This is a genomic window from Heyndrickxia sp. FW510-T9, from assembly GCF_058781025.1.
Genome location: NZ_JBYSWK010000004.1, coordinates 60055 through 78633, shown reverse-complemented (window position 1 = coordinate 78633; position 18579 = coordinate 60055). Strand labels below are relative to the sequence as shown.

Genomic DNA, 18579 nt, shown 5'->3' with positions numbered 1-18579 from the left:
CAATTTTTCGTTCAGCTTTTTGCTTTCTCTAATATTTGGTATAGCTCGATTACGTTTCCTTCCGGGTCGCGGAGATGTGCAACTCGTGATCCCCATGCACATTGATCATGCGGCAGATTGATAAATTGAACACCCTTTTTCACTAAACCCATGTAAGTTCTATCAACATCATCCACTTCAAATTGAAGCAGGAATTTTGAATATAAAGCCTCACTAGTAGCCTCTTCTTCGCCGATAACATTCTTTATTTTTAAGCGAGAAAAAAGGGCAAGTTGCTTTTCTTCAAAATAAGCATACTCCTGTTCATCGTTATGCCATTCGGAAAAACCTAGAGTATCTCTGTAAAAGCCTAAACACTTCTGAAAATCATTTACCAACAGTCTAACTGCATGAAATTCCATATGAATGCCTCCTCACTATTACAGAATAATTTTATATATTCTCTGTCGAATGGAAAAATCCTTTTCATATGATTACATGTGAGTTGGTATTTCCTTCTGCTAATTCCTTCCATAGAACAAGTTAAGAACTTTTAACCGACTCTTTATTTGTACTGTTACGATGCTGCCACACTAATTGTAAGCTTTTTATTTTTGCTGTTACCCACCGATGAACAAAATAAATGACCTCCACAACCGCAACACCACCAACTAAATCAAACAATACATGCTGTTTCACAAAGAGAATCGAAACCATAATGAGAAGCGACATAATGGAAACTCCAATTCGAATTGGACTAGGGATATTTTTAGCTGATTGAAATCCCTTTAAAATCAAATAAGATGTTAAGACATGGGTGCTTGGAAAGCAATTGTATGGTTCATCCAAGTGGTAAACAGAGCGAACCATATTAGTGAGAAAGTCATGCCCTGTTAATGTGGGCCGTGGGACATGAGTTTGAAAGACAAAATAAACTCCGTAACAAATTAACAGTCCAATATTGAAATAAATTAAAGTTCGATAATAAGCTTGACGGTTCTTTACGCAAAGATAAATTAATGCAGCTAATATAAACACAAACCATGATACATACGGTAAAATAAAGACTTTTATAAAGGGAATATGGCGATCAAGGTCTGTCACTAGGCTATAAGATTTTACTTTTTGACGATTTAAAAAAACATACAAAGTTCCTAACAATGGAATGGACATTAACCAGCACAATGCCAGTAAATGAGATGGAATGGATTTGCGAATCATCATGAATCACCCTCTCATTAATTTTTAGGCTTTGTTAAACTATATTCTTGGTACTTATACCGCCTTATGTGTACACGTTCTCGCTAGTTTTCGTACCGAATAAAAGCCGTTCACGTGTACACATAAGGCTGGAAATCAACAATAATCATTAACAAAGCCAATTTTTAAGTAAATCTTATCGAAATTCAAGGGTCAGCAAATTAACTCATGTTCTTTTTGCGGCCTAAATTACCTTGTTTCTGCATTCTATTTAAAATGACCCGGTTTGTAGATAGGATACAGCCCGTTTTTTCAAAATATCTCCATTAATTAACTATATATATTTTAAGATGGTAAAATTAAAATAATATTAAAGATTAGATAGGAATTTTTTCATAAGCGAAAGAGGGGTATTATGAAAGCAATTATTAATTTTGAGGGAGAGTCTGTTGCCTTAGGTCCACTGTCGCAAGATTATTTGGATGTTTATGTGAAATGTAATAATGATTTTACCATCACGAGGACGTTAGGCTCGTCCAAACCATCATCTAGAAACGCAAACGCTACATCCATCGATCAATTTAGTTCCAATTCTAATTACGTATTTTTTACTATTTTTGAAAAGCAATCATTCCGTCCTATAGGTTTTACCTATCTAGAGAATATAAATCATTTAAATCGGACTGCCACCTTTAATATTGTTATAGGTGAAAAAGATTGTCTTGGAAAAGGCTATGGAACGGAAACAACAAAACTAATGATGAATTATGCCTTTTCTGTTTTAGGGATTCATAATCTTGATTTAAACGTATTTGAATTTAATAAGGGTGCTATTCGAGCTTATGAAAAATGTGGTTTTGTGGAATATGGAAGAAGAAGACAAGCACATTTTCTGGGTGGAAAACTATGGGATATTATATATATGGAGTGTTTATCGAATGAATTTGAAGGGTTTGTAAAAGAGTGGGATTTTTAATCATAACACAATAACGCTATTAAAATTGCCAGATGAAAAAAAGGATAAATGCAAGTACTTTTAATTGTGTATGCTGTTATCCTTTTCATTTTTATCACTATCGCTTAATATTTATTTATAATTGCTTTGTTAACACATCCTCTAAGAATGCTGTTAAGTGTTCTCGAAGATCTTTATCTTGTAGGGCCATTTCGATGGTCGTTTGAATAAATCCGAGTTTATCTCCTACATCATATCGTTTTCCTTCAAATCTATAAGCAAAAACCCTTTGAATTTTATTAAGCTCTTGTATTGCGTCTGTTAATTGTATTTCACCGCCTGCTCCTTCCTCTTGATTTTCAAGAAACATAAATATTTCCGGAGTTAAAATATATCTTCCCATAATCGCCAAGTCAGATGGAGCAGTCCCTAAGGGTGGTTTTTCCACAAAATTTCTTACCTGATATAAGAGATCCTTCTGACCGATTGGATCAATGATCCCATATCGAGATGTCTCGTTTTCTGGAACGGTTTGAACACCAATGACAGATGCTTGAATCTTACTATAAACATCCATCATTTGTTTTAAACAAGGAGTTTCAGCCTGAACAATATCATCACCTAACAAGACTGCAAAAGGCTCATTACCAATAAACTTGCGGGCACACCAAATTGCGTGTCCTAGACCTTTTGGTTCCTTCTGCCTTATATAATGCAAATCAAATTTCGATGATTCCTTTACCTTTTCAAGAATATCAAATTTTCCCTTAGCCACTAAATTTTCTTCCAATTCAAAGGCATGATCAAAATGATCTTCTATTGCACGCTTCCCTTTACCCGTTACGATGATTATATCTTCAATACCGGACTCTACCGCCTCCTCCACAATATATTGAATGGTAGGTTTGTCAACGATAGGAAGCATTTCTTTAGGCATCGCTTTCGTGGCTGGTAAAAATCTCGTCCCTAATCCTGCAGCAGGTATAATCGCTTTGCGAATTTGTTTCAAGTCACTCACTCCTTTGGTAAGTTTGCATATGAACTACAAAATATTGCTATATGCTTTGAACCATGCCTTCAAACACTTCATCCCAATTTTTGGATTTAGCTATTTGTTTACGGATGTATACACTATTTTCATTCTTTTTTTCTGCTATTAATTGTTCACAAGTATAAATAAATTCACTAGGACTATTTGATTCTAGATGTTGATACACGGAATCGCGTGTATACTTTTTTGTAGATGGTAAATGGACACCAATAACCGGTTTACCTGATGCTAGAAATTCAAATAGCTTTAGCGGAAATACGGCTTGATTATATAAAGAAGGTTTATAAGGCATCATTCCAATGTCAATCAAGTTCATGTATTTCGGTACTTCAAATGGTGGAACACTATCCTTCCATAATACATTTTCCTCATTTAATAGTTTTCTAAATCCAGGGTGAGAATCAGTTCTATCTGGTCCAACGAATAAAAACAGCCAATCTTTCTTTTGTTGAGCTACATTTTGTATGAGTTCAAAATCAAGCTTAGGCTTAATCCCTCCGATAAATCCTAATACAGTTCCTTTAAAGTTTTCAGGAATAACATTTTCTTTTTGACTTTGTTCATCTGCAAACAAGGCAAATTCTACTCCATTTTCGAATGTAAACACCTTTTCGGGGGAACGACCTTTTTCAAGGATTCTGTCCCGCAAAAAACCGGATGTGCAAAAAATCGTATCTGCTCTTCGAATGATCCGATTTTCTGCTTTTGAAATGATTGTTTGCCTAAGGTCAGATAATATTGAGTTTCTACCACTAATAGGAGAAGACCATAAATCACTGCAATCATAAATCACTGTATTCCAAGAAAAGAGATCTGCCAATAACGGGAATCCCGGGAATGTATACCACAAGTGAAAACGAAACTGCCCATGGAACTGCTTTAAATATAAAAGAAGTGGCTGTAATTTCTCTTTATAAAACCCATCCAAATATCGACCAAATCGAAACAGTTTAAGCGGAAGTAAATCCTGAATAGACCATTGTTTGATACCGTTGGACAAGGTATTAATCGTAGATTCTTTTTTATTTGGTGTCGGACATACCCAAATTACTTCTTTTGTTCTAGGATGATGAAGTAAAAATTCTGCAAGCCGATGTCTTCGATAACGCAATTGATCCGTTTCCCACTCTCCAGTTGCCACGATTATGTGTATATTTTCCATTTGTCCCAATCCTTTTTTAAATTCTCTTCATTACTGCATGAAAAGCATAATGAGAAAAGCACCAACATGCTCTGAACCAATTGAGGTTTTCAATCTTGCGGTATACAAACCAATTCATTTTGGCTGCTTTCCATTTGTTTCGCGAAATAGATGCAGTTCCAATTCGGTACTCTGCTAAACTTTCATTGAGACCATATGCAATAAATCCTTTTCTCAAAATCATCAGCCACGTGGCAAGATCTTGTCTTGTTCGAATATTTGGCATTTGAAATGGTCCTACTTTTTCTCGGTCAACCATGACCGTCAAACAACCAATAATCGTATTCTTCAACATATCTTCATATGAAACTTGTAAAGGAGCAGAAACCCGTTTATTTAGGAGAACTCCTTCCTGGCTAATGTATTCGTAGCCTGTAAATGTAAAGGCATATTCATTCATTTGCATGAAAGTGACCTGTTTTGCTAATTTTTCTGGTTTCCAACAGTCATCACTATCAAGAAAAGCAACGTATCTTGCCCTTGCATTCTCTAAACCAATGTTTCTAGCTAACGCAGCTCCACCATTTTCTTTTAAATAAATGACTTTGATTCTTTCATCTTCCGTTTCATACTTTTTTAATTTGTATGGTGTACCATCGGTTGAACCATCATCAACAATTATCATTTCCCAGTTTTGAAATGTTTGCTTTCGCACAGAATCAATAGTTTTATCGATAAAACCGCCTGAGTTATAAGAAGGTGTAATAATTGAAATGGTAGGCTTTTTTTCGACCATAGAAACGTCCTCCTCTTAATTTGACTGCTCCCGAAGGAATTCAGGGATCACTATGAAAATTAAGGCTATTGTAATTCCTATTAGGCCACCAAGTACCGCTCGTTCTTTAGAATTAAAGGCTTTATTTGCTATCATTATTTTTTCACTATCTGCAGGCTGCAATATTATCGCTTGCCTTAAATCTAGACGAGCATTACTAAGATCATAAATAAATTTCTGCTGGTCCACTCTTGTATCATCACTTACCTTCTCCTGTTTTAAAGTATCAATGGTCTCTTGAATAAGCTGGTTCTTCTCATTAAATTTCTGCTGGTCTACATGTAAGAAAGCCTTTGTAATTTCATTAACGATTAGAACAGCCTTATCTTTTGAATGATCCGTATACGAAAGTTTAATCTGATCCACCGCTATATTTATGACTTGCAATTTACTTGCAATGTTAATTTGATTATCTCCCCATAAACCGGGTAAATTCTCTTGGTAGAATGGTGGATTTGTTAACAAAGTAACCACTTTGCTTGGATCATTTAACTCCTTGTTTCCATAGCTTCCTAGTGTAATAGTTGCTTCGGCCGTATACAGTGACTTCTCCTTTCCAACAGGTATAACCCATCCCAAAATACCTAAAACAATAGGAATTGCGACTAATAATAGCAGGTATTTTTTAAATCTTACTGCAGGCCTTTTAACCATAAGTTCCATTTTCGCCCTTGCTCCTTAGTCATAATTTCTGCTTGAAATTGATTCTGATTAGCTTTACAAACATTCACAGTAGAAATGACAAATCCAAGAAAAACCCAATGAAAGTATAGATTACTGACTGAACTAGGACTAATACTCGAGAAGAGGAAAGAAACAAGACCTAACAAACATGCCTCAATGATTCCTCTATTTTTCCAACATCTCTGTGCTGGATAAACTTTATATAAGCTGTAAAAAAGATAAATATAAGTAGCAAGATATCCTAAAAAAATCAATAACCCAAAATTTCCAAAGATTTCACCAAGCCAATTATGCATTTCAGCAACATGATTTGTTTCATACATGGCTTCGTTTTTTAAATAATACGGGATATTTCCTGCACCAACTCCGAAACCGTAAGTATCTAATATGAAATGAAAGTCGTTTTTTAATAGATTAAGCCTTACAGCATTTGATGAAACCTGATCTGCTGGATGAAAGAATGCTCCAGCTAGACTCGTGAACTTATTGAATAATAGTATCGAACATACAACTGCGATAACCGAACATACGACTACAGCAGCTTTTTTTAGAGAAGTAGGAAGAACTATAAAGACATATACCAATATGCCAGCCATAATCCCAAGTAAACTAGCTCGAGATTCAGTTAAATAGATGATGTACACACTTAATAATCCAAACAATAGTGCGGCAGTCTTTCCCCATCCACTTCTGCTGTTTTTTGCTGCAGATAAGTAGAAAAAGAATGATATGGATAGAAACGCTGCAAAGTCATTTTGATTAAAGAAAACAGCCGTTGGATAAGACATCTTATATGTAGGTCCTCCATACAGCGTAGAGCTTGGAAGCTGAATATGTGTGAAGTGGTTCATTAACCCCATCACCAATAAGATAAATGTCATGAACATCCAAATTACATAGAACCACATTAAACGAGACAATGTAGTAAACGAAAAGACTGCTAGGAAAACAAACAATACACCAGTTCCCAACAACACCATATACTTAAACCCATCTAGTATGGATTTTGCCCATAGTAATGAAATAAAGCCATATGCCATCCATAACAACAAATAGAGGAGAATATGTTTTACATTTACTTGATTCCAATATTGGACTAGGTCATTTTTCTTTCGATAGCATATTAAGAAAGTTGCAATTGCAAATATCAATACCAATCTATATAAAAACAAGGTAAAAAAGCCGATATGAATACTTATCACAGATTGGTTCAAAAAAGTAGTCAAAACTAAAACATTCATGACTACAAACAACAACACATTCTTATCAACATACTGTTTTACAAAAACAGAACAAATAAGCAGCCCCCAAACTACAAGAAAGTAAATAATCAAACTTTGTTTTATTAATAAAAATGAAAATGTTACCGCAACCCCTATCAGTAGGAAAGTTGACAAACCAAGCGCTTGTAATAATCGGCGATTTTCTATCATCTTATCTCTTACTCCCTTTATCCTCTACGAATGGAATAGTGGCATTATTTTGCTCCTGTTGAAATCATAAATCGTTTCTTCTAAGCCCTGATATAGTTCATACACTGGTTTCCAGTTCAGTAATTGTTCTGTTTCATAGTTGGCAAGGGTACTATCCCGAATGTCACCTGGACGAGCTTCTTTAAAGATGGCTTTCACATCCTTACCTGCCAATTCTTTCATCGTATTAAAAAGTTTATTTATGGAAATTGCTTTGCCAGATGAAACATTTACGCATATATTCCCTTCTGCCATAAGAGCTTTAACATTGGCTTTAGCAACATCCTTAACGTAAATAAAATCCCTTGTCTGTCCACCATCCCCGTATATATACGGGGAAAGATTATCTGTTAATCGGTTGGAAAAATTAGCCACTACACCTCCTTCTCCATGTACAGATTGTCTAGGACCATATACATTGCTATAACGTAATATGCAATATGGCAGCTTGTATAACTTATTAGACGTCTTTAAATACTGTTCCACCGTTAATTTACTTATGCCATATGGAGATTCCGGATTAGTAGGATGATTAATTTCCACAGGCAATCTGACAGGATTCCCGTACACCGCTGCAGAAGATGCAAAAACAACCTTTTTCACTTTGCATTTTATGGCTGCATCAATAATATGTAAGGAGCCCTTGATATTCACGTTCTCATCAAACAAGGGATTCGTTACCGATTCTGATACACTTACTTGAGCGGCTTGATGAATGATGTAATCAGGCTTTAAAGATACAATAAAATCAATTATGCTATGTTCCGTAATATCATAATGAAATAGATTGATAGGGAGATTTTTTATATTTTCCATGCTGCCTGTTGAAAAATTGTCGATAACGATTACTTCAAAATTATTTTGCAGTAATTCCTCTACAATATGAGAGCCAATAAAACCCGCCCCGCCTGTTACGATCACTTTTTTCATCGAATAACCTCCTCTCCGGACTTTGAAATAATATTTTCCCTTTGGATCATTTTTCTTCCGACAGATATATAGGTAAATCCATGTTCCAGCATTGTATTTAAATCGAAGAGATTGCGCCCATCAACTATAAGCGGATTGCACATTAATTGCTTTACCTTCAATAAATCCATTTGTTTTATTTCCTTCCAATCGGTTAAAATTACACAAGCATCTGCATAATGAAGGGATTCATACACATCTTCTGTATACAAGCAATCGTAGCCGAGCTGTTTCTTCGTTTCTTCTATTGCAATAGGATCAAATGCCTTTATTTCTGCTCCATGAACGGATAAATAAGGAATAATATCCAATGCCGGAGATGAACGAATATCATTTGTATCAGGCTTAAAAGCAAGCCCTAAGACACTTATCGTTTTACCTTTTAAACTACCTAAAGCATTCACTAGTTTTTCAACTAATCTGACTCGCTGTCTCTCATTTGTTTCAATCACTGCTTTGATTAATTTAAAATCATACCCGTACTCTCGAGCAACATGTACAAGGGCTGCCGTATCTTTCGGAAAACAAGAACCTCCGAACCCAATACCAGCCTGCAAAAATTTATTTCCGATTCTGCTATCTAAACCGATTCCTTCAGACACCTTGGTAACATCCGCATCTACACGCTCACAAATATTAGCAATATCGTTAATAAAGGAGATTTTCGTAGCTAGAAATGCATTAGCAGCATATTTAATAATTTCAGCTGTTTCAATGGAAGCCTTCACTATATTTGATGTAAAGGGTTTATGGAGCTCTGCAATCATTTGATATGCCCGTTCATTTTCCGTTCCTATAACGGCTCGTTCCATATTCAACGTTTCCTTTATCGCAGATCCTTCTCGGAGAAATTCCGGATTAGAAACAACCGCAAAAGGCTGCTCTTCACCTGAATGTTGTCGTATAATAGATTCAATCAATTTACCAGTACCAACAGGGACTGTACTTTTTGTAACAATTACCTTATAGTTGTTTAGATTTTCGCCGATTGTCTTTGCTACTTGTTTAACATAAGTTAAATCAGCTTTTCCTGATGATGACATTGGGGTACCAACTGCAATATAGACTATTTCAGCCTTCTGAATTGCTTGTGTTATATCCGTGGTAAAATGAAGCGTTTCATTATGGACATTTTTCTGGACAAGCTCGCTTAATCCCGGCTCATAAATTGGCAATTTTCCTTGCAAAAGGTTATTTATCTTCACTTGATCAATATCACAGCAAACCACATTGTTACCTGTATTGGCAAAACAAGCTCCGGATACAAGACCTACATAACCTGTTCCAATGACTGCAATTTTTTTCATTTACCTTCGTTCCCTTCTGTTCATCTTGTATTATGTAAGAAAAGCTTTAGACAGTAGATTCCATCATTTCTGTATAGACTTTCATAAGCTGTACGGCATTTTGTTCCACTCGATAATTTTTCTGAATATGTTCAAAGAGATCTTGCTGAGCCTTAGCGGTATATTGATTTTGGTAAAGGACATCTTTTATCCGTTCTACAAGACTTGATACGGACTTCCTTTCAATTAAATAATTTCGATATTCACCAAAAAGCTCTGGTACTCCGCCAACTGCTGTACTGATGACTGGAATTTTCAATGCTAAAGCTTCAATCACAACTGTTGGCATTCCCTCCGAATAAGATGGAAGAGTAAATACATCGCTCGCCTGCAAATATTCCTTTACCTTTTCATTTGCAATTTGCCCGGTTAAAAAAAGTCGGCTATTTAGCTCAGGATGGCGTTTTAATTTTTCTTTTGCGGGGCCATCTCCTATATATACGACTGCAATTTCATCTGGAAGAAGTGCAAGGGAATGAGCAAGTTCAAAAACCCCTTTTGCCTCTGTTAATCTCCCTACAAATACGATGAGTTTTTTGTTTTCCGGAAGCTGAAGTTTCCTTCTTAGCTCCTTCTTTCCATGTTCTTGTTGATGGAATTGTGTGAGATTTATACCTATCGGTAGAACTGTGCTGTCTCGCCCCGTCATTTCTTTTGCTTTCTTTTGCAAAGCAGCATCTACAGCCAAGACGTGATTAGCATCTTTTACCGCATGGATAAAAGCATTTCTTGAACTGGTACTATAATGGGGGTAAATATTCACATCACTTCCATGTAATGTTAAAACCCAGGGGAGTTCTTTTTGTTTAGAAATAAGTCTTGCCGCTCCTCCTGATGGCATCGCAAAATGGGCGTGGATAACATCTGCCTTAATATCATAATTAGACATCGTGTCCAAAATCGCAGCAGCTATTCGTTTATCTGGCTGAGCCCATCTCAGTTGACCTGGTAGAGCTAAATAATTCGGACGGTAAATCGTCACACCCTTCCTTGTATACATAAATGGAATATTCTCCTTCACTCGATATTGCTTGCGCATATAACGAATGAATGAGAGATTCCTCGGTATCGGAGAAATGACAGTAACATTTATTCCAGCTTGAATTAAAGCTTGCACTTGTGTTTCATGAAACACTCCGCTAGAGGGATATTCATCACTTGGATATGCACTCGTTATCCATAAAACCTTCATATCGCTCGCCCTCTTGTTCGTTTTTTTATCCATTTTGAAAAATGACCAGGATATACCTTTATCAGCAACGAAAAATATAGTACTGCACTAACGGTTACCGAAATAATTAAGGACCAAACTGCAGCGGTAGAAAAATAATGGACAGTCGTTACCTGAACTAAAAAGGCTAAACCAGCAATGATCAATGATAATTGGAACGGTACTACCATGGATTTTAAATAATTGCTCCAGCTTAGCTTAATTAACCACTTAAGCAGCCATCTTCCGAAAATGAAATTGACTGCACTTACCGTGACGTATGTCCACGCTACTATCGCCAAACTATTTGTTGTAACAGCTAGCATTAAGGAAAATCCATAAAGAATTAGCACACCTGCATCCCAATAAAAAGCAATTTTTGCCTTTCCCTTTGCCAGAATGATGGAGCCATTGGGGTTCATTAATACTCTTAGAATTCCAACAAGCGCCATAATCTGCACGATCGGAATTGCTCCAACCCACTTTTGCCCAAATACAGCAGGGATTAATACATTTGATACAGCTGCCAGCCCCATTAAGATTGGAAAAGAAACAATACTTAACAGCTTTGTCATATGCAAAAAACCATCTCTTAGAGCTGCTTGGCTTTTTTGATTTTTTGAAAATACCGGAAAAGCCACCCTAGTTAAAATCGGATTTATTTTTAATACCGGGACTGTCACAATTTGATATGCAAGATTATAAATACCAAGAGCTTCCGAACCCATGAATTTTCCAATTAATATCACATCTAAATTGGAGCCAATTCGATTTACTAATCTCGATGCCAATTGAAATCCTCCAAACATGATCAACTCCTTGCATGCCTCAAGATCAAATACAAAGGATGGACGCCATTTTTTTTGGTAATAAACAAAATACAAAAATCCTTTTAGTGAATATAAGATAACCTGAGAAATGACATAGGCATAAAGCTGATCAATAGAGAAAATAAGGATCATTAGTATCACAAAAGAAAGAACAGTAGAAGCAGTTTCAATGACACCTAGTGCTTTAAATTCCAAGTCCTTTTGCAGCATATATTGACACTGCTGCCCAACAGGAGCAATTAAGAACATTAGCCCGAGAATACGAATTAAATCCGTTAACTCATTCCGATGAAAGTACTGGGCCATGAAAGGACTCCCAAGCTCGAATAGGACAAACAGTGCTATCCCTACTAATATGTTGAGCCAAAACAATGTAGATAATATTCGTTCAGTCACTACTTCTTTTTGAATGATGGCTGATCCAATTCCCATATCCAGTACAATTTGTGAAAAGATAATAGTTGTTGTAATAATTCCTACTAATCCAAAATCAGAAATACTCATTAGCTTTCCTAGTAAGGCAAACTGCAGAACTTGCATTAATGTAATGGTTAACGTAGAAATGCCATTCCATTTAATTCCTTTAAGCATTTGGCTTCTTATCGATAACATTTCTTTACCTACCTTTTTAGCGAGCTCCTTCTCCAGTTAAAACGACCTTAATAGTTTTCAAAATAATTTTCATTTCCAGAGAAAATGTTAGATTTTGTATGTATTTCATATCATATTGAAGTTTCTCTTTTGGAGAAATGTCATATCCTCCGTTAACCTGTGCTAGACCAGTAAGGCCAGGCTTAACAATTAATCGGTTGGAAAAACCTTTTATTTCACGACTGAACTGTTCCGTAAAAATAGGTCTTTCTGGTCTAGGACCTACTATTGACATGTCCCCTTTTAAAACAGAAATTAATTGGGGCAATTCATCAATTCGCGTTTTTCTAATAAAGGACCCTATTTTTGTTATTCTTGAGTCATTTCGCACAGCCCACTTTGCTCCTTCTTTTTCCGCATCCAGTCTCATCGAACGAAGCTTGATAATGTGGAAGCTTTTTCCTCCTCTACCCAAACGTTCCTGAATATAAAAAGGGGAGCCAGGAGTTTCGATAACAATAAGGATCGCAAAGAATATCACAATTGGGGTTGAAATAATTATTCCAATGATTGATACAAGAATGTCAAACACCCTTTTCAAATAGAGATAGTGTTGAGATTGCTTTGATAAGGAAAGATTTGAGGTTTGGACAATAAAATGATTTTGATATGAATTGTAGCTGTGTTCAGTATTCAAATTACCCACCTCTCAAGATGTTTTATTAGAATTCTTGTTTTCCGATAAGTAAATTATAGGGTTGCTATTTTAAGTCATTGTTGAGAGTAAATTAAGAGTTGATGAATAATTTTGAATACTTATTAACTTCGTAAATGGTTTGTAAATTTCATTACAGACAGCATGATGCTTTATCACCAATAAAAAAAGCGAACAGTACGGACACAGCCATTTTTGTTCGCTTCATCAAAATCTTATTTTGTAAAAAAAGACTTTTAATAGAAAAAAAGAGAGCTAGAAATTACATCGAATCACACGGGTTTAAGAATATTTCCCACAATAATAAAAGAGCCCTCCGAATGGGAGGGCTTAAATCCAGTGTGCAAACCATGCAATATAAATAGCTGCTGGGATGAAAATAAGTTGTGCTAGCAAGGTTCCAACTAATTTGGAGCTTATCATAGCAAAAGAATAGCTTTTTAAATATACATATTTATTTTGCTTTTTCACTACCTGATCCGCTAATACGGATGCTTTTGGGTCGACAAAGAGCGTTAATAAGATTGTGGCAACTCCGTTAATGATGCCTGAAGACATAATAGCAGCAGGTGCAAACTTTGAAGGCACAAGAACAGATGCATATAGTGCGGCCAACACTCCTACTGTGTAAATGGAAGTAATCACAGCATTTATAACAAAAATTCTCTTTGGAAATGTCCGCTTATTGATTCCTTTTAAATAAGATAAGCGCGGTAAACGAATGCATTCAATAACCCTCTTCAAGCCTTGCTTATTACTCCACTTTTTTATCACCGAAAAAATGGATCCTTTTTCTAATGAGAGCTGCGTAATGGCTCTAGAAAAAATTGCAATAAAAGTAGGAAATAATATTATCCCTACACAGACCCCTAAAGTAGTGACCCCGAGTAAGATACGATATTGATCTTGGATAAAATGCAAGGTATTGATTTTAGGTGCTTCACCAATGAGTTTTCCCGTCATTGGCTGTTGAAACATAGTGGAAAATCTAGAAACAATAATCATTGTATTAAACAATGATAAAGCTGAAGCTATTAAGCCAACTCTGGCACCAGACAATCTTGTAGAATAGGCTAGCGTTTCAATGGTTGTGACAATTAATAAAAATAAGGAGATGATAATCAGTTTCGTTGATATTAATTCCATTGTTTGTCCTTTTCCTTTTTTCATTTTTATAAAAACTATTATAACAATTCCAGACTAAATAGAAATAGCATCCAAAATATTAAAATTACCGAAAACGAGTAAAACTTATCTTATTGAATTAGCTTACCATGGAATAATCAAAATCTAACAGCACTAATACTGGTACTAAAACAGTAAAGATATATCCTTTTATTTCCTTTACTTTTTTTGTATCCCCCAATTTCATTGAATATAAAAAACCCATTATTTCAATAAAACGAACCATATAGAGGCACCAATTAGAAATACAACAAAAAGGAATATACTTCGTTTCTTGTCTTTCCTCCACTGTAAAATGCCTTGATATAAACAGCCCACAAGTATCAAAATTCCACCTAAATTTTTGAGAAATAGATTTAAAAAAATATTTGATATAATAAAAAATAATATGGAACCCACATATATAATTCCATTTTCAAATACTAACTCTTTTATAAAATATTTTTTTATCCTCTGCATTTAATTTCTTATATTCCCTCAATATCACAAGTGTAATAATTATCAAGATAATTAGTGTTATTCCTATTTTGATAAAAATCATCGTTTTTCACCTTTTACTCATGAAGTATTTGTCCTTAGAAAAAACAGGTTCAACAAAAAAGTTCTTGGGTCATCGCACTCATTGCTTGAAAATTTAGTGGAGAAAAAAAGCGAGGCACGAGAATTTATACTCAGTTAAGCTGAAACCTATGAAGGGAAATTTATCGAAAATATTTTTAAAAACGTAGTGAAAAGTCTGTTGCCTTTTTCACAATTGCACCTGTTAGTTAATTAATGAACTAATATCGGAACTTATATGAGGTACAAATCCTAGGATTGCAAAAATCAGGCCAAATAAAAAAAGTTATTATTACCGATTCTAAGTGTTAACCGTAAAAACACTAATATTGGTAGTATAATAGAAAAGACATATCCTATTCGTTCTTTTATTTTCATTTGTACCGCCAATTTTCTTAATATAAGTCGATTCCACAACCCCAATTAAACACCAATTTCGTCCGTAAGCCAGCCTTCAATAAAATCTTTTAATGAAGCGGCTACCCAGGTCCGACTATCATCCTCGTGATTCCAAACATAGATATCGTTTTTTCCAATTGTCCCATTTTCAAATATCGCATAGCAAAATAAATCTCCATTACCGGCGTCACTGAAAAAGAAAAGATGATCAAATGGCATATAAATATCCTTATAGTCTTCAAAGTTTCTGTAAAAAAGATTGTCTTTGAAAATTTGTGAAGTAGACCAAATCAGCGGACAATTCCAATTGTCGAATACACCATTTGTTTCTTGAAATAACTCAATTAATTCTTCTGGCAATTCAACATTCAAATCTTTTTGAATTTGAGCGATTTCATCCTTTGTTGCAGGGTCTTTAAAGTGATGTTCCTTCGAAATAGAGGTGACAAATTCTCTCCACATATCTTTGCTCCTTTAATTTATTTTAGATGATTCGTAATATTTTCGACGTTCTTTATAAAAATCCTTTTTCGTGTAAGAGCAAAATTCCTCTATAATTATATTAAATAGCATAATATTCAGTAATCTATCACTCCTAACTTTCAATCCATACTTTTTGTGATGATCTTTATACAAATCCCAGTAATATTGATAGCTATATCCATAAAAAAATGTCTATCAAATTATCATACAATTTGATAGACATTTAACATTACATTTCTTTGTTAGTGACAGGGAACAGAACCCGTTAACATTTTAACTTGTCTTTACTAATCTACAAAGCCATTTTTTCCAATGACGGCCTCATCAATCCTTGCATATATTCTTTTCCGGTATAAAGTTGACCGTCCATTGCTCTGAACATTACGTGTTCTTCTGTGAATTCCGTTGGAGAAGCTAATCCTGCTGCGCCAGCTAGGTTGAAAAGGCCCTCCCTTGTGGAGATAACATAGTTACAAACCCGATACATTTTTTCTTCCACGACCAATGCCTTTTCCCGATTTGGATCGGTTGTCGCCACACCAACTGGGCAAGTATTGGAATGACAGGTTTGCGCCATTATACATCCCACTGAAATCATGAAAGCTCTAGCCGTGTTGATTAAGTCCGCTCCCAAACATAAAGCATATGCCATTTTATCAGGAGTAATTAATTTTCCAGATGCAATAATCTTTACGCGATCCCGGATTTTGTATTTCTTCAACATTTCATGCAAGATTGGTAGAGCAGTATAAAGTGGTAAGCCAGGTCCATCTGCAAGTTCTTGGTAAGTTGCACCTGTTCCTCCTTCACCACCATCGACGGTAATAAAGTCAGGATACTTTCCTTCCTCCGCCATCGCCTTGACTAAATCCTCTACCTCGTCACGGCTTCCAACAACGATTTTAAATCCGACTGGCTTTCCACCAATTTCTCTCATTTGATCTACAAAATCCAACAACCCTTTCGAATCGTGAAATTGGCGAAAACGATTCGGACTATCTATTGTTTTCCAAGGTGTTACATTACGAATTTCCGCAATTTCAGGTGTTACCTTTTCCGCCTCGACATGGCCACCGCGGATTTTCGCTCCCTGCGCTAATTTTAATTCAAATGCTTTTACTTGTTCGATCTCACTTTTTTTCTTAAACTGCTCCCAAGAAAATTCTCCGTCTTCTGTTCGATAACCGAATAACCCTGGTCCAATTTGTGCAATAATATCTACATTTCCTGCCTGATGATGCTTTGAAAGACCACCTTCGCCAGTATTCATCCAAGTACCTCCGGCAAGCGCAAGTCCTTTTGACAAAGCTGTTATCGCATTTTTCCCGAGTGCACCATAACTCATCGCAGATTGGCCGATTAACCCTTTTACATAGAATGGCTTTGCACACGTATCCTTACCTATCACGATTTGATCTTGTTCTGCTAAGTAGTAAGGTGGAACCTCGGCTTTCTCGGAATGTTCCATTCTGTTTAGCAACTTTTCGTTATCAATTTTATAAATATGTGTTTGAATATTTGGAGTTTGGTTGATTCGGAGTTCGTCCCTTTGCTTTGGAAACATCGAATTTCTCAAATAAAAGCCTGAATCCTCAAAGTTTCTTTCCGAACCAAATGCCGTTATTCTCTGTTTGTATTTACCAGATTTCACAACACCTTCATATTGATTTCTGGAGAAAGGCTTGCCTTCGTTGTTGTTTTGAAATAAATATTGCCGTAACTCTGGTCCTACTTTTTCCGCTATGTATCGAATACGTCCGAGCACCGGAAAATTCCTTAACACCGCATGTTCCTGTTGACGGGAATCACGGAATAATATGTAAAAATAAAACCCCAGTGGCCCAATTATAACCGCCACCAACAATACAAAAATCGCAATAATCAATCCCTGTGTCCAACTCATCCTTTTCACCATCCTAATCATTATCTACTATTCTACCACTTGGCGTTAGGCACCGAGTGAAATTCGTACTTAAAATTTTACCACAAATGGACAATTTGGGTGCATTGTCTTTCTGTGGTGGACACAAATCTATTGAATAAACCCTCTATGCTTCACCACATCTTATTCTAGTAGAAAGGTTTTAATAACTTTAATAAATTTTTCAGGTTCTTCTGCATTTGGAACATGGCCAGATTTCTCAAATTCTACAAATGACGAATGTGGAATGAGATTTGCTATTTCGTTTCCTAGTTTTGGAGGATTAAGTCCATCGTGCTTGCCGCTAATCACTAATGTTTCAGCAGTAATTTTATGCAGGTCAGGTCGGAAATCGAAACCTTCTAATGCTTTATTGGCTGCTGCTTGTTCCTCCGACGTTAAGGCATGCCCTTTCATCTGATAATCGGACAAATACTTCCAAGCAGCATTAACATCATAAAACATATACTTAGATAGATGAGCCATCGTTTCCTCCAGGTTCAAACCTGTAATCTCCTCCGCGTACCGCTCCATAAGTTCTTGTGTGGACGAGGTTTTTCCATGTGATTTCGCAACAACAAGGATCAGCTTTTTAATCCGATTTGGAATAGCAATCGCCACTCCTTGAGCAATATAACTCCCCATTGATGCCCCAAGAATATTTGCAGAATCTATTTCGAGATAATCCATTAAAGCAATAACGTCGTCAATATGATCATTCAAGGAATAACTTGTAGGTTTTTCTGAATCGCCATGTCCCCTAGAATCCAAAGCAATGACACGAAATTGATCTTTGACTTGTTCCATGAATTCAAGATAACTATATCGATTACCCCCTAGACCATGTAGTAAAATAATAGGGGTTCCAGATCCTTCATCTTCATAAGCTAGAGCAACTCCATTCGAAACAAACTCATGCATAACTATCACCTCTCTAAGTTAGATTTTTATGTGTGAAATAACTCACCTTACAGTGTTTTTATATGCCTCTCCGTTGATTTTTAAACAGCCTCATTGGCGTTTTCGGTCACGACCCTATGTAAAGCATTATATAG

The 18579-nt window shown here is 35.8% G+C and carries 17 protein-coding genes; 1 reads left to right on the top strand and 16 read right to left on the bottom strand.

Annotated elements, in window-relative coordinates:
• Nucleotides 1-11 precede the first annotated feature (11 nt).
• Together AC3WJF_RS03550 and AC3WJF_RS03545 are read right to left on the bottom strand one after the other, a co-directional pair.
• On the bottom strand, nt 12-401 hold the full coding sequence (locus AC3WJF_RS03550) for a VOC family protein (RefSeq protein ID WP_492449725.1): 390 nt from the start codon (nt 399-401) through the stop codon (nt 12-14).
• A gap of 121 nt (nt 402-522) precedes the next feature.
• Nucleotides 523-1203: a phosphatase PAP2 family protein gene (locus AC3WJF_RS03545; protein WP_492449724.1), complete on the bottom strand. Its 681-nt coding sequence runs from the start codon at nt 1201-1203 to the stop codon at nt 523-525.
• 391 nt (nt 1204-1594) lie between these two features.
• On the opposite strand from AC3WJF_RS03545, the gene AC3WJF_RS03540 reads away from it, so the two are divergent.
• On the top strand, nt 1595-2155 hold the full coding sequence (locus AC3WJF_RS03540) for a GNAT family N-acetyltransferase (RefSeq protein ID WP_492449723.1): 561 nt from the start codon (nt 1595-1597) through the stop codon (nt 2153-2155).
• A gap of 115 nt (nt 2156-2270) precedes the next feature.
• On the opposite strand, the gene galU is transcribed toward AC3WJF_RS03540, so the two are convergent.
• The 14 genes from galU to AC3WJF_RS03470 all read right to left on the bottom strand — a co-directional run bounded on the left by galU (nt 2271) and on the right by AC3WJF_RS03470 (nt 18445).
• The gene (gene galU, locus AC3WJF_RS03535) at nt 2271-3143 is read right to left on the bottom strand and encodes a UTP--glucose-1-phosphate uridylyltransferase GalU (RefSeq protein ID WP_492449722.1); all 873 of its coding nucleotides are present in this window, start codon (nt 3141-3143) and stop codon (nt 2271-2273) included.
• Between the two features lie 46 nt (nt 3144-3189).
• Complete coding sequence (gene tuaH, locus AC3WJF_RS03530) at nt 3190-4347, bottom strand: teichuronic acid biosynthesis protein TuaH (RefSeq protein ID WP_492449721.1); 1158 nt, start codon at nt 4345-4347, stop codon at nt 3190-3192.
• 16 nt (nt 4348-4363) lie between these two features.
• A complete protein-coding gene (tuaG, locus tag AC3WJF_RS03525; RefSeq protein ID WP_492449720.1) occupies nt 4364-5122 on the bottom strand; it encodes a teichuronic acid biosynthesis protein TuaG in 759 nt (252 codons plus the stop codon).
• A gap of 15 nt (nt 5123-5137) precedes the next feature.
• Complete coding sequence (locus tag AC3WJF_RS03520) at nt 5138-5824, bottom strand: hypothetical protein (RefSeq protein ID WP_492449719.1); 687 nt, start codon at nt 5822-5824, stop codon at nt 5138-5140.
• Nucleotides 5794-7278 carry a teichuronic acid biosynthesis protein TuaE gene (gene tuaE / locus AC3WJF_RS03515; RefSeq protein WP_492449718.1) on the bottom strand — a complete coding sequence of 495 codons (1485 nt, stop codon included), beginning with the start codon at nt 7276-7278 and terminating at the stop codon, nt 5794-5796. Before tuaE ends, AC3WJF_RS03520 begins: the two co-directional genes overlap by 31 nt.
• A gap of 24 nt (nt 7279-7302) precedes the next feature.
• Entirely contained in the window at nt 7303-8247 is a 945-nt protein-coding gene (locus AC3WJF_RS03510; protein ID WP_492449717.1) for an NAD-dependent epimerase/dehydratase family protein, read from the bottom strand.
• Nucleotides 8244-9593, bottom strand: coding sequence for a UDP-glucose 6-dehydrogenase TuaD (tuaD, locus tag AC3WJF_RS03505; RefSeq protein WP_492449716.1), 1350 nt, complete (start codon nt 9591-9593; stop codon nt 8244-8246). Before tuaD ends, AC3WJF_RS03510 begins: the two co-directional genes overlap by 4 nt.
• Before the next feature lie 46 nt (nt 9594-9639).
• Nucleotides 9640-10824 carry a teichuronic acid biosynthesis protein TuaC gene (gene tuaC / locus AC3WJF_RS03500; RefSeq protein ID WP_492449715.1) on the bottom strand — a complete coding sequence of 395 codons (1185 nt, stop codon included), beginning with the start codon at nt 10822-10824 and terminating at the stop codon, nt 9640-9642.
• Entirely contained in the window at nt 10821-12284 is a 1464-nt protein-coding gene (gene tuaB, locus AC3WJF_RS03495; protein WP_492449714.1) for a teichuronic acid biosynthesis protein TuaB, read from the bottom strand. The genes tuaC and tuaB overlap by 4 nt, the downstream gene beginning before the upstream one ends.
• A gap of 16 nt (nt 12285-12300) precedes the next feature.
• Nucleotides 12301-12960, bottom strand: a complete 660-nt coding sequence (locus AC3WJF_RS03490; protein WP_492449713.1) for a sugar transferase — start codon at nt 12958-12960, stop codon at nt 12301-12303.
• 348 nt (nt 12961-13308) lie between these two features.
• Nucleotides 13309-14124, bottom strand: coding sequence for a lipid II flippase Amj family protein (locus tag AC3WJF_RS03485; protein WP_492449712.1), 816 nt, complete (start codon nt 14122-14124; stop codon nt 13309-13311).
• A gap of 1020 nt (nt 14125-15144) precedes the next feature.
• Nucleotides 15145-15582, bottom strand: a complete 438-nt coding sequence (locus AC3WJF_RS03480) for an SMI1/KNR4 family protein (RefSeq protein WP_492449711.1) — start codon at nt 15580-15582, stop codon at nt 15145-15147.
• 313 nt (nt 15583-15895) lie between these two features.
• Nucleotides 15896-17506, bottom strand: coding sequence for an FMN-binding glutamate synthase family protein (locus AC3WJF_RS03475; protein ID WP_492449710.1), 1611 nt, complete (start codon nt 17504-17506; stop codon nt 15896-15898).
• Nucleotides 17507-17668: 162 nt separating this feature from the next.
• Nucleotides 17669-18445, bottom strand: coding sequence for an alpha/beta fold hydrolase (locus AC3WJF_RS03470; protein WP_492449709.1), 777 nt, complete (start codon nt 18443-18445; stop codon nt 17669-17671).
• Between the last annotated feature and the right edge of the window lie 134 nt (nt 18446-18579).

Excerpts from the sequence above, each read along its gene's own strand:
- AC3WJF_RS03550 (WP_492449725.1), bottom strand. The coding sequence starts at position 401 with ATGGAATTTCATGCAGTTAGACTGTTGGTAAATGATTTTCAGAAGTGT.
- AC3WJF_RS03545 (WP_492449724.1), bottom strand. The coding sequence starts at position 1,203 with ATGATGATTCGCAAATCCATTCCATCTCATTTACTGGCATTGTGCTGG.
- AC3WJF_RS03540 (WP_492449723.1), top strand. The coding sequence starts at position 1,595 with ATGAAAGCAATTATTAATTTTGAGGGAGAGTCTGTTGCCTTAGGTCCA.
- tuaH (WP_492449721.1), bottom strand. The coding sequence starts at position 4,347 with ATGGAAAATATACACATAATCGTGGCAACTGGAGAGTGGGAAACGGAT.
- tuaG (WP_492449720.1), bottom strand. The coding sequence starts at position 5,122 with ATGGTCGAAAAAAAGCCTACCATTTCAATTATTACACCTTCTTATAAC.
- AC3WJF_RS03520 (WP_492449719.1), bottom strand. The coding sequence starts at position 5,824 with ATGGAACTTATGGTTAAAAGGCCTGCAGTAAGATTTAAAAAATACCTG.
- tuaE (WP_492449718.1), bottom strand. The coding sequence starts at position 7,278 with ATGATAGAAAATCGCCGATTATTACAAGCGCTTGGTTTGTCAACTTTC.
- AC3WJF_RS03510 (WP_492449717.1), bottom strand. The coding sequence starts at position 8,247 with ATGAAAAAAGTGATCGTAACAGGCGGGGCGGGTTTTATTGGCTCTCAT.
- tuaD (WP_492449716.1), bottom strand. The coding sequence starts at position 9,593 with ATGAAAAAAATTGCAGTCATTGGAACAGGTTATGTAGGTCTTGTATCC.
- tuaC (WP_492449715.1), bottom strand. The coding sequence starts at position 10,824 with ATGAAGGTTTTATGGATAACGAGTGCATATCCAAGTGATGAATATCCC.
- tuaB (WP_492449714.1), bottom strand. The coding sequence starts at position 12,284 with ATGTTATCGATAAGAAGCCAAATGCTTAAAGGAATTAAATGGAATGGC.
- AC3WJF_RS03485 (WP_492449712.1), bottom strand. The coding sequence starts at position 14,124 with ATGGAATTAATATCAACGAAACTGATTATCATCTCCTTATTTTTATTA.
- AC3WJF_RS03480 (WP_492449711.1), bottom strand. The coding sequence starts at position 15,582 with ATGTGGAGAGAATTTGTCACCTCTATTTCGAAGGAACATCACTTTAAA.
- AC3WJF_RS03475 (WP_492449710.1), bottom strand. The coding sequence starts at position 17,506 with ATGAGTTGGACACAGGGATTGATTATTGCGATTTTTGTATTGTTGGTG.
- AC3WJF_RS03470 (WP_492449709.1), bottom strand. The coding sequence starts at position 18,445 with ATGCATGAGTTTGTTTCGAATGGAGTTGCTCTAGCTTATGAAGATGAA.